13 protein-coding genes are annotated in these 12808 nt (G+C 56.9%); all 13 read right to left on the minus strand.

Going from position 1 to position 12808, the window contains the following annotated elements:
* Nucleotides 1–51 precede the first annotated feature (51 nt).
* The 13 genes from QEP11_RS06780 to QEP11_RS06840 all read right to left on the minus strand — a co-directional run bounded on the left by QEP11_RS06780 (nt 52) and on the right by QEP11_RS06840 (nt 12808).
* Nucleotides 52–189 carry a hypothetical protein gene (locus QEP11_RS06780; protein ID WP_284335891.1) on the minus strand — a complete coding sequence of 46 codons (138 nt, stop codon included), beginning with the start codon at nt 187–189 and terminating at the stop codon, nt 52–54.
* Nucleotides 190–331: 142 nt separating this feature from the next.
* Nucleotides 332–1360, minus strand: a complete 1029-nt coding sequence (locus QEP11_RS06785) for a porin (protein ID WP_284335892.1) — start codon at nt 1358–1360, stop codon at nt 332–334.
* A 262-nt stretch (nt 1361–1622) separates the two neighbouring features.
* Nucleotides 1623–3308, minus strand: coding sequence for an MFS transporter (locus tag QEP11_RS06790; protein ID WP_284335893.1), 1686 nt, complete (start codon nt 3306–3308; stop codon nt 1623–1625).
* A gap of 203 nt (nt 3309–3511) precedes the next feature.
* Nucleotides 3512–4153: a 2-hydroxychromene-2-carboxylate isomerase gene (locus QEP11_RS06795; RefSeq protein WP_284335894.1), complete on the minus strand. Its 642-nt coding sequence runs from the start codon at nt 4151–4153 to the stop codon at nt 3512–3514.
* A 16-nt stretch (nt 4154–4169) separates the two neighbouring features.
* A complete protein-coding gene (locus QEP11_RS06800; protein WP_284335895.1) occupies nt 4170–4433 on the minus strand; it encodes a DUF1289 domain-containing protein in 264 nt (87 codons plus the stop codon).
* Complete coding sequence (locus QEP11_RS06805; RefSeq protein WP_284335896.1) at nt 4423–4935, minus strand: YbaK/EbsC family protein; 513 nt, start codon at nt 4933–4935, stop codon at nt 4423–4425. The genes QEP11_RS06800 and QEP11_RS06805 overlap by 11 nt, the downstream gene beginning before the upstream one ends.
* Nucleotides 4936–5865, minus strand: a complete 930-nt coding sequence (locus QEP11_RS06810; RefSeq protein ID WP_284335897.1) for a hydroxymethylglutaryl-CoA lyase — start codon at nt 5863–5865, stop codon at nt 4936–4938.
* Nucleotides 5866–5894: 29 nt separating this feature from the next.
* Nucleotides 5895–7469: a sulfatase-like hydrolase/transferase gene (locus QEP11_RS06815; protein WP_284335898.1), complete on the minus strand. Its 1575-nt coding sequence runs from the start codon at nt 7467–7469 to the stop codon at nt 5895–5897.
* A 68-nt stretch (nt 7470–7537) separates the two neighbouring features.
* A complete protein-coding gene (locus tag QEP11_RS06820) occupies nt 7538–8458 on the minus strand; it encodes a 2-hydroxyacid dehydrogenase (RefSeq protein ID WP_284335899.1) in 921 nt (306 codons plus the stop codon).
* Between the two features lie 149 nt (nt 8459–8607).
* On the minus strand, nt 8608–10620 hold the full coding sequence (locus tag QEP11_RS06825; RefSeq protein WP_284335900.1) for an acetyl/propionyl/methylcrotonyl-CoA carboxylase subunit alpha: 2013 nt from the start codon (nt 10618–10620) through the stop codon (nt 8608–8610).
* A 61-nt stretch (nt 10621–10681) separates the two neighbouring features.
* Nucleotides 10682–11452: a DUF4126 domain-containing protein gene (locus QEP11_RS06830; RefSeq protein ID WP_284335901.1), complete on the minus strand. Its 771-nt coding sequence runs from the start codon at nt 11450–11452 to the stop codon at nt 10682–10684.
* Nucleotides 11453–11484: 32 nt separating this feature from the next.
* Complete coding sequence (locus QEP11_RS06835) at nt 11485–12267, minus strand: enoyl-CoA hydratase/isomerase family protein (protein WP_284335902.1); 783 nt, start codon at nt 12265–12267, stop codon at nt 11485–11487.
* 13 nt (nt 12268–12280) lie between these two features.
* Nucleotides 12281–12808: a DinB family protein gene (locus QEP11_RS06840; RefSeq protein WP_284335903.1), complete on the minus strand. Its 528-nt coding sequence runs from the start codon at nt 12806–12808 to the stop codon at nt 12281–12283.

Raw genomic sequence — 12808 nt, forward strand, 5'->3', positions numbered from 1 at the left:
GAGAGTTCCATGACTGGAAGCAAGATTGTGGACTTGGTGGCAAGAGGCTCCTTATTTGCTTTCCTCTGGTGCATGAATGGCATCTGCTCCGTGCTTCTCACCACCCAAATCGACTTGATCACCAAATTGCATAATCATGTAAAGCGAAATGACGGCGAAGATGACAAAGCCCACAGCAATCTTCCACATAAAAACGTCTCCTTTTTGTATTGATAAAAGTGGGCAGCAAGAAAAAAGCCCCAACTCTTGCGAGTTGAGGCTTAAACCTTGGAGCAAGCCCTGCTTGGATTACACCAAGCAGGTATTGCAGAGAACTTACGTTTTATGAGTATTAGAACAGGTGGCGCACGCCCACTGCAACGGAGCGGAAGTCATCACCGGCATTGCTAACACCATAAGATGCATCGTTGCCATTGTTGATCTTGGTGAAGTAGCCATACACCTTGGTGCGCTTGCTCAGGTTGTAGTTGTAGCCCAGAGTCCATTGGGTAGCAGAGGTTTTGCTGCCGTCCAGGTCACCCTTGTAGCTTTGTGCACGACCAACGTTGGCGTGGAACTCGGATGCGCCAACGGTGTACATCGCAGCCAGGCGGTAAGCATGACGCTTGGTGTCGAAGGAGTTGGCATCAACCTTGTAGTACTGGTAGTAGGCACCCAAAGTCAGGTTTTGAATAGCGTAGCTGGCGCGCAGGCCCAGTTGCTGTTCTTTCACATCCAAAGCAGACTCGGTCTTGGCTTGGGTATAGCCCAGACCCAAACCCAGGGGACCATTGTTATAGTTCAGCGCTGCATCGAAAGCGCCCTTGTGTTCGCCCGTAGCGCTCAAGGCAGTTGTGCCAGGCATGCTGGTAGAGCGATCAGCTTTTTCGCCAAAACCGTAGTTGAATTCAGCAGTCAAACCTCCGAAATCAGGCGAACGGTAGGCAAGTTGATTGCCTTCAGGGAACACGTAGGCATACAGAGCATCAGCAGAAGTGCCGGTGTCATGGTTATGCATGCTGATGTAGTCAGCGGTGGCCAGGTAAGAACCCACGTTGAATTTACCCATGCGGATGGCACCGAAGCTACCGGACAGGTTGATTTCGCTGTGACGCTTGAAGTCGAAGCCAGAACCATCGTCAGAGCCAAAGTTACCTTCCAGTTGGAAGCCCGCCTTCAGACCATTTCCCAGATCTTCCACGCCGCGGAAGCCGAGGTAGGAGCTGTTGCTTTCCATTGCAGCGCGGGTATCACCACCGATTTTCTGGTGTTCTACAGTTGTGTTCACGCGGCCATACAGGGTCACGCTGCTTTGTGCCAATGCAGCAGAAGTACCGCAAACAGCCAGAACAGCCAGCATCAGGCGAGTTGTCTTTGTCATGTTTATTCCTAGGTGGGTTTGAGGGTAGCCAGAAACTTTGGCGTTCGACACATTTAAAGAGGTGTTTGACACTTTAAAGATCTCGACCAATTCTAGTTTTACCCAATAGGAAGAAGGCGGTTTTTATGAATATTTGGTGCCATATGATGTGTGGTAGCAACATTGAGTCGCCATAGGCACTAATAGTGAGCAGCACCGATCAATAAAAACCCCCGCCATGAAGCGGGGGCACCAAAAAGAGGCAGCTGTAATTTGCTATCGATTAATCGTCTGCGTAAATATCGACATTCTTGGTTTCTGGCAAGAACAGGGTGCCAATGACTGCCGTGACACCTGCAATGATGATGGGATACCACAAACCGTTATACATATTGCCGGTCTGCGCAACGATGGCAAAAGACATGGTAGGTAACAAGCCTCCGAACCAGCCATTTCCGATGTGATAAGGCATGCTCATCGATGTATAGCGGATGCGTGTGGGGAACAACTCGACCAGCATGGCGGCGATAGGGCCGTAGACCATGGTGACCAGCAGAACCAGATAGAACAGGATGAGAATCATCATCGGTTTGTTCATCTTGGCAGGGTCTGCTTTTTCAGGATATCCATCGTTTTTCAGTGTCTCAGACAAGGTTTTGCTGAATTCTGCGGACTTGGCCTTCAGCTCTTCGGCGCTAAGACCAACTTGTGAATAGCTTGGAATGCTATGTTCACCAATCTTGATGACGGCAGGGGTGCCTGCAGGTGCATTCTCCGTGTCATAGCTGACAGAGCGGCTGGCCAGTGCTTGCTTGGCAACGTCGCAAGAGCTGGTGAACTTGGCTGTACCGGTGGGGTTGAACTGGAAGGAGCACTCTGCAGGATCAGCAACGATGACGACCTTTGCGTTGGCTTGTGCAGCTGCCAAGTCAGGGTTGGCAGCACTGGTCAGTGCCTTGAATACAGGGAAGTAGGTCAATACAGCAAGTGCGCAGCCCAACATGATGATGGGCTTGCGACCGATCTTGTCGGACAGGGAACCAAAGATTACAAAGAAGGGTGTTCCCAGCAGCAAAGCTGCAGCAATCATGAGGTTGGCGGTGACCGCGTCTACCTTGAGTTGCTGCGTGAGGAAGAACAGCGAATAGAACTGGCCGGTGTACCAAACCACGGCTTGTCCAGCGGTAAGACCAATAAGGGCCAACAGCACAATCTTCAGGTTTTTCCATTGGCCGAAGGATTCGGTCAAAGGTGCCTTGGATGTCTTGCCTTCGGCCTTCATTTTCTGGAATGCCGGCGACTCATGCAGGGTCATGCGAATCCATACAGAAACTGCCAGCAGCAGGATGGAGACCAGGAATGGAATGCGCCAGCCCCAGTCCACAAACTTTTCTTCACCCAAGGTGGTACGTACCCCCAGAATCACCAGCAGGGACAGGAACAGCCCCAAGGTGGCTGTGGTTTGAATCCATGAAGTGTACGCACCGCGTTTGCCGTGGGGAGCGTGCTCAGCCACGTAGGTTGCTGCGCCACCGTACTCGCCACCGAGAGCCAAGCCTTGCAGCATGCGCAGAGCAATCAAGATGATTGGAGCAGCAACACCAATGCTGGCGTAGGTCGGCAGGATACCCACGATGAACGTGGAGATACCCATGATCAAGATCGTGACCAAGAAGGTGTACTTGCGGCCAATCATGTCGCCCAAGCGGCCGAACACTAGCGCCCCGAATGGGCGCACGATGAAGCCTGCTGCAAATGCCAGCAACGCAAAGATGAAGGCAGAGCCTGCATCCAAGCCACTGAAGAACTGTTTGGCAATAATGGCTGCGAGTGAGCCATACAGATAGAAGTCGTACCACTCGAACACGGTTCCGAGGGATGACGCAAAGATGACTTTGCGTTCTTCTGGCGTCATGGGGCGGGCAGCTACGCCTTTCGCTCCTACGCCTTTTGCAGCGTTGATGGCCATGTGTTGTCTCCTGAATATGTTTTTGAGCCGCTTGATGCGGGCAATCACATTTTTGGAGTCGGTACTGACCCGCTTCTGACGTCAATCCAACTATAACTTGCGTCAAACTGACGCATCTCTGACAAATTCAGGTCAAACCCGCGCTTGTGATTTCACCTTGTGACAAGGCTTCGATTTCCTAAATGCTGCCGAGTAATCTGGAATCAGGCTAAACCCGAGGAAATGCCCCTGGCGTTTTCCCAGGTCTTGGATTGGAACCAAGCGTTGCCATCCAGAAAATCACGCAGCATGGGAAGGCTGTCCATGCCCCAAAAAACCTCCCCTCTAACTTCAAACGCAGGAACTCCAAAGACACCTGCTGCGGATGCCTGCTCGCTGTTGTTGCGCAGCATGTGCTTGGATTGCTCTGCGACGTCTGCATGTGTGCGAATGCGTGGCTGCAAGGTGCTCTGCAAGGCTTGCAGTCGCTCGGGGGCCAATGGATCAAGGCCTCCTTCCCAGACATGCCGAAATACAGTCTCGGTGACATAGCGATTGATGCTGCCGTCAGTACTGGTTTGCAGTGCCAGGCGTAACAACTCAACAGGGTTGAATGGATGTACAGCGGGCATCTCCAACGAAAGTCCGTTGTGCTGAGCTAGCCAAAGTGCATGGTGATAGATCCATATGCGCTTTTTGGGAATGGTTGCTGGCCCCGGATTGCTGTTCTCGCGCAGCAACGCACCAAGTAAAACGGGGCGGTATTCCACATGCACGCTGAGCCCTTGCAGGGTCTGGGGCAACTGCTGGAAAGCCAACCATGCGTAGGGTGACACAAAATCCAGATGCATGATGATGTGGTGCATGGAGGCTTCCTTGGTGTTATGTGGGGGGCGTGCAGCGAGCACGAATGCGCAACCAGATCTCGCGCTGGGTTAAGGCATCTGCGCTGCCCCATGCGCGCAATTCGTCCAGTGTACGCAAGCATCCGACGCAGTACTGCCGCGCATCATCCATGCGGCATACGGATATGCACGGAGATGGCAGGGGCTGCGCGACTGGCTGAGCAGAAAGGTCAATACTGCGAAGTTTGTGTAGCAGTGCGTCTGGCGCTGGAGGTGGTGTTGTCACAGTGCTAGATCGCATTGCTGCTGTGTTCTTGGGCTACATCAACTACGGGAGCCTGGGCCAGACTTTGTAATTCGGTCAGTGTCATGGGAAAGACCGCATTGGGGTGCCCTGCTGCTGCCCAAAGCACTTCAAAGCGTGCCAAGCTGCTATCAATCAAGGTGACGGGTGGGTGCAGGTGCGCAACAGGGCTGACGCCACCAATGCTGAAGCCGGTTTGCACTTTGACAAATTCCGCATCGGCGCGGCCGATTTTTCCGACCAGAGCGGCGACCTTTTTCTCATCGACACGCCGATCTCCAGCTGCAACCACAAGTATGTGGCGCCCATCCTCTTTGCGCTTGAAAATCACACTTTTGGCGACCTGCCCAACCAAAATGCCGAGCTGATCTGCCGCTTCCTGCGAGGTGCGCGCTGCAGCCTGCAGCATCTGTGGGGCGTGGGTATGGCCAGCATGCTGCAAAAAGCGTGCGACACGTTGCACGCCTTCTGGCAAGGGAAAGACTTCAGCACCGCACATTCACACAGCCTCACACACGCTGTCGTTGGCGCGTTTGGCCAAAATGGCCTTGGCAACGCGCGACTGGGTGGTGCGGCCCAGCGCTGCGCTGATAAAGGCACCGGTGTCTACCAGCTGATCCAGATCCAGGCCGGTTTCAATTCCCATGCCGTGGAGCATGTAGACCACGTCTTCGGTCGCCACATTGCCTGTGGCACCCTTGGCATAGGGGCAGCCACCCAGGCCAGCCACAGCCGTGTCAAACTGCCACACACCCATGCTCAAGGCAGCCAGTGTATTGGCCACCGCTTGGCCGTAGGTGTCGTGGAAGTGCCCGGAAACGTCGTTGATGTCAAAGTGCTGCAGTGTGGCCTCGATGGCTTTGCGGATCTTGATTGGCGTGCCAACGCCAATCGTGTCTGCCACACCAATGTGCTGCACACCGATGTCTTTCATCAGCTTAGCCAGATACCCGACCTGCTGTGCGGAAACATCGCCTTCGTAGGGGCAGCCCACAGTGCAGCTCATTGCGCCACGCACATAAATGCCAGCAGCGCGAGCCGCTTGCACCACCGGGGCAAAGCGCTCGATGCTTTCAGCGATCGAGCAGTTGATGTTCTTTTGGCTAAAGGCTTCGCTGGCGGCACCAAAAACCACGATTTCATCAGGTCTGGTCAAGGCTGCGGCTTCGTAGCCCTTCATGTTGGGCGTAAGTACCGAATAACGCACTCCGGGCAGGCGCGTGATGCCGTTCATCACCTCAGCGTTATCTGCCATCTGGGGCACCCACTTGGGGCTGACAAAGCTGGTCACTTCAATTTCTTTGCAGCCTGCGGCTTGCAGGCGGTGAATCAGTTCGATTTTGGTGGCAGCTGGTACGGGCTGTTTTTCATTTTGCAGGCCGTCGCGCGGACCAACTTCAACCAGTTTGACGCGGGTGGGGTAAGACATGGCGGGCTCCTTGTAATACGAGTGGGCTTTCATTGAACGGCCGCAGGGTGCAGTTTTTTGACCTGAGGGAACCAGTCTCCACACAGGCTGTTGTCTGCGGGGGGAGGATAAGCGCCTGCCGCAGTGGTTGTGAATGCAGGTAGCTCGGCTTCATAGCCCAGCAGCTGACTGATGGCCTGGGCCGGCATCAGTGTGTTGTAGCGTGGTATGCCATTTTCTGAGACGGCATGCTGGCCGAGTGCCACCCATTGCTGCCACCAGTTGCCAGCTTGCTGGCGCACGGCCTCGTTGGTCCACAGCAGGAAGGGTACCTCATAGGTGCTACGTGTCACACCATGCACATAACTGCCTCCGCACACGGGGAAGTCTTGGCCATGGTCGGAGACATAGACCAAGGCAGTGCGCAATCCCTGGAGTGCATCGAGCTGGGCGATCCACTGTGACAGCAATTGGCTGGTGTAGTGCATGCTGTTGTCGTATGGGTCATCCCAGATGGCCGAGGCTTCAGGCGTGCGCTTTTCCACGCGCGGGTGACTGCCGTAGGTGTGCAAGGTGACAAGCAAGGGCTGTGAGGTCTTCTGTGCGGCTTGCAGCGCGGCTTCCAGATGCGGAGTGAATGCCTCATCGAGTTGACCATCTTGCAACTGCATATAGCTGTCAGAGCGCATACGCAGTGCCACATTGGCGAATCCGGGCGCTTGCTGGTTGGCATACACCGCATTTTTGAAGCCCGCCGCCTTGCCTTGATCCAGATAGGAAGACAGCGAGGTGGTGGGCAGAGGTGTCAGTGACTTGCCTGCAATGATCACGGGCAGTGTTTTGCCCGTATTGTTGCCGTTGGTGGTCAAAGGCATGCTGACCAAGCCCTGTTTCCAGGGGGCCAAGGCCGCATTGGTGTCATTGCCGGTGTAACCGAGCAAAGACCAGCGATGGGCGCTGGCGCTTTCTCCCAGAACGACCACCAGCACGTCGACCATGGGCGCGTTGGTTGGGGGCATGACATCGCTTTTCAATGCGGCCAGTTGCGCATTGCGTTCATAGCGCTCCCAGGACTTCACCATCATGAGTGGGTAGACACGGTCAACGCGGCTGAAGATGCGGTAGATGTCGTAGCCTTTGAACAGACTGACTGCGACCCAGAGTAGCCAGATGGCTAAAGTCAGCCACGCTAGGGCGCGCAGCTTGGTATTGCGCAGTGGTTGGGGCAGGCGCCAAAGGTGGATGCAGGCCCACAGTGCGGGTAGCGCCCACGCCAGCATCAGTGCGGCATCGGCAAGTCGAAAGGACAAGGCGTATTCCAGCGCTTCCGTCGCATTGGAGCCCAGGATGGATTGCCAGAAGAACTCGTCAGGCAGGCTGTGCACCGCGAAAAAATAGCCCAAAAAACACATGCCCACCACCCACAGCAGCACCACGGCAATGCGCGTGGTGACCTGTGAAAGCAAGATGCCCATCAGCAGCAGCGCAGAAAGCAAAACCTCGGTGGCACTGCGTGCGTTGGGCCACATCCACACCAAAGGGATGAACAGCCACAACCAAGCCAGCAAGGTCAACAGTTTGGAGGACAGGCCAGGAGTGGGTGCGGCAGGGGCGGAGGCGTTCATTGCAAACAAGGCGAGGCGGGCAAAAGGCGCATTCTGAAGGAGGTGTAAACCTTGGTTGATGCTGCGCGTCAATAACCGCGCTGCGGATTCACCATGCCTTGTACGGCCTCGCCGCGACTCATGGCAGCCACTTTGCCCACAATTTGCGCAATGCTTTCGTCACGCAGGGTGCGGGCAGAGGTGTGCGGTGTCATGGTGATTTGTGGCACCTGCCAGAACGGATGGTCTGCAGGCAGTGGCTCTTCACGGAAGACGTCGAGCATCGCGCCTGCCACATGCCCAGTTTGGATCATGGCAATCAGGTCCTCGTCCACCAGGTGTGCGCCTCGTGCCACATTGATGACGTAGGCGCCGGGGAGCAACTGCTGCAGCAAGCTGCGGTTGATGAGGTTCTCGGTATCTGGCGTCAGCGGGAGCAGGTTCACCAGAATACGGGTGCCACGCAGGAACTCGGACAATCCTTCTGCACCACTGAAGGTCTGAACACCTTCGACGTGCTTGGCACTGCGGCTCCAGCCGCGCACGGGAAATTCAAACACAGTCAGTGACTTGGCCACGCGTTCGCCCAGCACGCCAAGGCCCATTACGCCCACCGGGAAGTCGGCGCGCATCTGTGGTTTTCGGAACTTCCACTGACCTTGGCGCATATCGGCTTCGTAGCCATCGAGCTCGCGGAAATGGCGAATCACGGCCTGCGTCACATACTCGGCCATCTGTACAGACATACCCGCGTCATCCAGACGTACCACTTGTGCTTGAGGGGGGAGCTTCAGTTTGAGCAATGCATCGACACCAGCGCCAATATTGAACAGGCCTTTGAGCGCCGGTTGCTCATCCATGAACTGTTGAGGGGGGGCCCAGACCACAGCGTAATCCGCCTGAGGAGCGCCTGGCTCCCAGACACTGATCTCTGCGTCAGGCAAGGCCGCGCGCAAACCATCCAACCAAGGTTCGGGCTTGGTGCCCGTGCAGCAAAAAGTGACTCTCATGACTCGCAGATTACAGGGGGTAGAGGATGAAGTCAGTCACTTGCATGTACAGACTTCATAAAAATGAGCGTCAAACGCAGATATTGTCAGTATTTCAAAAGCTTTTCTATCTGAAGTACCCAATCATCGTGCGCTGGCAGCGCGCAGTATCATGCTGCAACCGCAGCCTCAATGCGAATCAGCTCTGCACCTTCTGTGACTTGATCTCCAGGCGCATACAGCACCTCAAGCACCACGCCATCAGCGGGGGCAGCAATGGTGTGTTCCATCTTCATGGCCTCCATCACCGCCAGAGGTTGGCCCTTGGTGACGCTATCTCCCGCCTTGACGGCAAAAGACACCACCTTGCCCGGCATGGGGGCGGTCAGGCGGCCACCTTCGCTGTGGCCTTCGCCAGCATGAGCCAGCGGGTCTTGTAACTCCAGCACGGCAGCGCCGCGTGGGGTGAAGATATGGCGCTCATCACCGACGGTGTGAACTTGCGCAGTGCTGCGGTTTTCTGCAAACGCCACGTCCAGGCCATTGCCTTGCACGCGCCATTGCAGTTCGCCTTGTGTATCACCCTCTTGCAGCAGCATTCCGCTGCGGCCATAGCTCAGTGTGGCGTTGACGGTGGCGCTGCCTTGCATGAAGGTGAAGTTACGGCGTACCACGCCATGGCTGTGCCAGCCATCGCGTTGGCTGAACGGGTCATTGCCCTGCAAGGCTTGTTCTGCCTGCAGTTGCTGGGCGATGGCAATGGCGACAGCCAGCGGTATGGGCACGGAGGTTTGCTCAAACAGCACGGCTTTTTCGCGCTCAATCAAGGCGGTGTCCAGCTTTGCGGAGGCAAAGGCATCACTGTGGACCACATGGCGCAGGAATTGCACATTGGTGGACAACCCCACAATCTGTGTCTGTGCCAGGGCTGTATCCAGGCGGGCCAGAGCCTGCTCACGTGTGTCACCGCGCACGATGAGCTTGGCGATCATGCTGTCATAGAACGGGCTGATGGCATCGCCCTCGCGCACGCCATCGTCCACGCGCACATCGCTGATGGTGAAGCTGCTGCAGGCTGGTTTGCGGTAGATGTGGAGCGTGCCGGTAGCCGGCAAAAAGCCGTTGTCTGGGTTTTCGGCGCAGATGCGCGCCTCAATGGCGTGGCCGAGAATCTGCAATTCGTTTTGCTGTTTGGGCAGCGGCTGGCCGGCAGCCACACGCAATTGCCACTCCACCAAATCTTCACCGGTGATGGCTTCAGTTACCGGGTGCTCTACCTGCAGGCGGGTGTTCATTTCCATGAAATAGAACTGCATGGCCTCAGGCTGCCCGTAGCCGCCAGGCTGCTCCACGATGAATTCCACCGTGCCAGCACCAACATACCCGACGGCTTTGGCTGCTGCCACTGCTGCCTCACCCATTTGCTTGCGCAGTGCCTCGGTCATGCCCGGGGCAGGCGCTTCTTCGAGCACTTTCTGGTGGCGGCGCTGCACGGAGCAGTCGCGTTCAAACAGATAGACCACATTGCCCTGGGTGTCGCCAAACACCTGAATTTCGATATGGCGTGGGCGCAGCACGTATTTTTCAATCAGTACAGCATCGTTGCCAAAACTGTTGATGGCCTCGCGTTGGCAACTGGCCAGCGCGGCTGCGAAGTCTTCGTGTTTTTCGACCAAACGCATGCCTTTGCCCCCGCCACCGGCACTGGCTTTGATGAGCACGGGGTAGCCAATCCGGTCCGCCTCACGCTGCAGCAGCTCCGGGTTCTGGTCGGTGCCGTGGTAGCCGGGCACCAGAGGCACGCCCGCTTTTTCCATCAACTGTTTGGATTCGGCCTTCAGACCCATGGCACGAATGGCACTGGCTGGTGGGCCAATGAAGACCAGGCCTGCCGCTTGGCAAGCTTGTGCAAAGTCTTCGTTTTCACTCAAAAAGCCGTAGCCAGGATGAATGGCTTGCGCACCGGTTTGCTTGGCAGCTTCCAGGATGCGCTCCCAGCGCAGATAGCTATCTCTGGGGGCGCTGCCGCCAATGTGCACGGCCTCATCGCAGGCTGCTACATGTTTGGCCTGGGCGTCGGCATCCGAATACACCGCAACGGTCCGGATACCGAGACGTTGCGCGGTTGCAGCAACGCGGCAGGCGATTTCACCTCGATTTGCGATCAATATTTTTTGAAACATGCCTTGTCTCCAATTTTTAAGTCTTTATGGCATTGAGCACTGGCGTAGCAAGCGCCAGCAGCTATGTTTTGGGTAATTGCAAAGGGTCTGGTTCCGAGGTCCCCAACCAGCTTTTGAGCTTGCGAATAGCCGCCTTGAGAAAGCGCCACAGCATCCAGGTCACGATCCACATCAAAATCACGGCCACCACCAGCACGCCCGCAAAGACGGCTGGGTTGGCCAGCGCCAGCCAGACAGCGCCTACGGCAGCGGTGTCTTCGGCGAGGCTGGCCCCCACATTGCTGAAGGGCTCGGGGCTGGTGTTGATGAGTGCGCGTGTGGTGGTCTTGGCAGCTTGACTGGTGGCAGCCAGCGTGCCGCCCATCAGCGCGGCTACGGTGGCCATGGTGGCGTTGTCAGCACCGAAAACCCCTGCCGCCAAAGCCGCGCCTGCTGGCACGCGCAGCACGCTCTGTAGAAGATCCCACAGCGAATCCACGCCGGGAATCTTGTCTGCGAAGAACTCCACAAACAGCAGTCCACCACTGGCAAAAAGCATGGCTGGATGTTCCAGCACATGCAGACCGCCGGGAAGCTCCATCAAGCCGAACGCGCCCAGGGCACCGACAATGAACACCACGATATACAGGCGAAAGCCGCTGGCCCACCCCAGCGCAGCAGCCAGCGCCAGCAGACTGGCCATGTCCATGCCGCTGGTGGCCTGGCCTACGGTGCTTGCCATTTCGCTGGCGCTGTCCAGCACGGCAGTGCCCGCACGCTCGATCACCTCGCGGTCGGGGTGCAGGCCCACGCTGTGCAGCCATTCAAGCAGGGTGTTCCAAAGTTCAGTCATGGTGGAGTGCTTTCGCTGAAATCAACACCCCATCACGATAACCAGGCTGGCTTGCGCTTGCTGAGAAAGGCTTGCACACCCTCTTTGCCTTCATTGCTGGCGCGGATATCGGCAATGGCCTCGACGGTATCGCGGGTCAGCTGGGCATTGATTTCCCGCTCTGCCGTGTCCAGTACCAGCTTCTTGCAGGCTTTGAGGGCCGTAGGGCTGGCTTGCAGCAGGTGCTTGAGCAGGCCATCCACGGCAGCATCCAGATCGTCCGCCGCAGCCACCTGGTGCACAAAACCTATGCGCAGCGCCTCTGCGGCATCAAAGCGCTCCGCTGTCAGAAAATAGCGATGCCCGGCACGTGGCCCCATGGCACGCAGCACATAGGGGGCAATAGTGGCTGGAATCAGACCGATCTTGACCTCGCTCAGGCAGAAGTTGGCGCTGTCTGCGGCCACCGCCATGTCGCAAGCCGCAACCAGTCCCATGCCTCCTGCATAGACATCGCCCTGAATGCGCGCAATGGTGGGCTGTGGGCAGGTGTAGATGGTGTGCAGCATGGCGGCCAACTTGCTGGCATCGGCCACATTTTCTTCGCGGCTGTAGTCGGCCATGCGGCGCATCCAGTTGAGGTTGGCGCCAGCACAAAAAGCAGGGCCTTCAGCAGCCAGTACCACGGCGCGCACATTGCTGTGCTGGGCCACGGTTTCAAAGGCGGCGGTGATTTCGGCAATCACTTCGTCGCTGAAGGCGTTGCGGATTTCGGGCTGCGTCAGGGCGACGGTGGCAACGCCAGCATTCATGGTGAGAGTAACAGGGCGGGACATGTGTGCTCCTTGTTTATGCAGTGGTCTGTGCCGCAGGCACAAAGGCTTGTTGCAGGTAATAGATCAAATCCAGCGCTGGAGATTCCACGCCCAGTTGCGTCAGCGCCGCAGTGATCTGGCCTCGGTGGTGTGTAGCGTGGTTGAACACATGGGCCACTGTTGCGGCCAGGGGTAGGCGCACTGCAGTGCCGTGCATGGTGGTGTAGTGGAGATCTCCGGCCCAACGCTCGGTATCCAGGGTGGGGATCCAGCTTTGCCAGCGTGCACTCAGGCTGCGTAGCTGCACATCCACCATGCCGCGATCTTCGTGCACGATGGCGTTGAGCTGAGCCTGAGGGGACTGGCCCATGGTGAGGCGTTGCCACCATATCTGATGCTCGGCCACCAGCAGGTGGTTCAGCGTGCCGTGGACGCTGCCAAAGAACAGGCCCACATCACGGCGGTAGTCTGCATCACTCAGCATTTGTACTGCATCGAGCAGGCGCCCAGTGGCCCACAAGTGGTAGCGTGCCAGAGTGACAAAGTGGTCTGCGGCGTGCAT

Origin of the sequence: Comamonas halotolerans (assembly GCF_030162935.1) — a bacterium.
Lineage (GTDB): Bacteria > Pseudomonadota > Gammaproteobacteria > Burkholderiales > Burkholderiaceae_C > Comamonas > Comamonas halotolerans.

Bases quoted from the DNA above. Each gene is read 5' to 3' on its own strand.
- QEP11_RS06830 (WP_284335901.1), bottom strand. From the start codon at position 11,452: ATGACTGAACTTTGGAACACCCTGCTTGAATGGCTGCACAGCGTGGGC.
- QEP11_RS06800 (WP_284335895.1), bottom strand. From the start codon at position 4,433: ATGCGATCTAGCACTGTGACAACACCACCTCCAGCGCCAGACGCACTG.
- QEP11_RS06820 (WP_284335899.1), bottom strand. From the start codon at position 8,458: ATGAGAGTCACTTTTTGCTGCACGGGCACCAAGCCCGAACCTTGGTTG.
- QEP11_RS06805 (WP_284335896.1), bottom strand. From the start codon at position 4,935: ATGTGCGGTGCTGAAGTCTTTCCCTTGCCAGAAGGCGTGCAACGTGTC.
- QEP11_RS06795 (WP_284335894.1), bottom strand. From the start codon at position 4,153: ATGCACCACATCATCATGCATCTGGATTTTGTGTCACCCTACGCATGG.
- QEP11_RS06825 (WP_284335900.1), bottom strand. From the start codon at position 10,620: ATGTTTCAAAAAATATTGATCGCAAATCGAGGTGAAATCGCCTGCCGC.
- QEP11_RS06840 (WP_284335903.1), bottom strand. From the start codon at position 12,808: ATGCACGCCGCAGACCACTTTGTCACTCTGGCACGCTACCACTTGTGG.
- QEP11_RS06785 (WP_284335892.1), bottom strand. From the start codon at position 1,360: ATGACAAAGACAACTCGCCTGATGCTGGCTGTTCTGGCTGTTTGCGGT.
- QEP11_RS06815 (WP_284335898.1), bottom strand. From the start codon at position 7,469: ATGAACGCCTCCGCCCCTGCCGCACCCACTCCTGGCCTGTCCTCCAAA.
- QEP11_RS06780 (WP_284335891.1), bottom strand. From the start codon at position 189: ATGTGGAAGATTGCTGTGGGCTTTGTCATCTTCGCCGTCATTTCGCTT.
- QEP11_RS06810 (WP_284335897.1), bottom strand. From the start codon at position 5,865: ATGTCTTACCCCACCCGCGTCAAACTGGTTGAAGTTGGTCCGCGCGAC.
- QEP11_RS06790 (WP_284335893.1), bottom strand. From the start codon at position 3,308: ATGGCCATCAACGCTGCAAAAGGCGTAGGAGCGAAAGGCGTAGCTGCC.
- QEP11_RS06835 (WP_284335902.1), bottom strand. From the start codon at position 12,267: ATGTCCCGCCCTGTTACTCTCACCATGAATGCTGGCGTTGCCACCGTC.